The organism is Cobetia sp. MMG027 (assembly GCF_027947415.1).
Taxonomy (GTDB): Bacteria; Pseudomonadota; Gammaproteobacteria; order Pseudomonadales; family Halomonadaceae; genus Cobetia; species Cobetia marina.
In genome coordinates, this window is record NZ_JAQJIO010000031.1 from 1 (window position 1) to 493 (window position 493).

General features: G+C 52.5%; 1 protein-coding gene. It reads right to left on the reverse strand.

Annotation, left to right across the window (positions count from 1 at the left end):
• Nucleotides 1-258: 258 nt before the first annotated feature.
• On the reverse strand, nucleotides 259-493 hold a 235-nt coding region (locus PJK54_RS17725; protein ID WP_271303513.1), incomplete at its 5' end, for a hypothetical protein.

Consider the following 493-nt stretch of genomic DNA (forward strand, 5'->3'; position numbering starts at 1 on the left):
CAGCTGCAGGGGCGGTTCTCTTTGTGCGCGGAAAAAGTGGTGCTTGGAGAGGTGGTGCACAGAAAAATGGCGCACTGGAATGTGATACCAGAATCTTGGTGATCTTCGACGTGCCAGGTAAATGTACAAGTCTTCATACGCTTCGAGTGGGGAGGGCGCACGGTCCTGGTGATGCTCACACCGCATGGGTGAAGATATTGTCTCGTTTCAGTTCGGTAATAGGGTGTGGAAAACTCTCATTGAGCGGCTCATGTCAGGTTATCCACACCCCTTTCTTTCCAGGTGTGACTCTCGGGAATCATCAGAGCGATCAATCAGGCCCGCTTCTTTACCATGATGTCGTCCTGAATCGTGACGGCCGAAAGCGCCGAACACTGCATGGCTGGATGCTTTTTGAAGAAAGCGCTTGCACTTGCAGAGGTGAATGCGTAAAGTACGCATCCGCTGCCGGGGACGCATGGCGTTACCAGCGGTGAAAGAGGTTTTCAGGTAA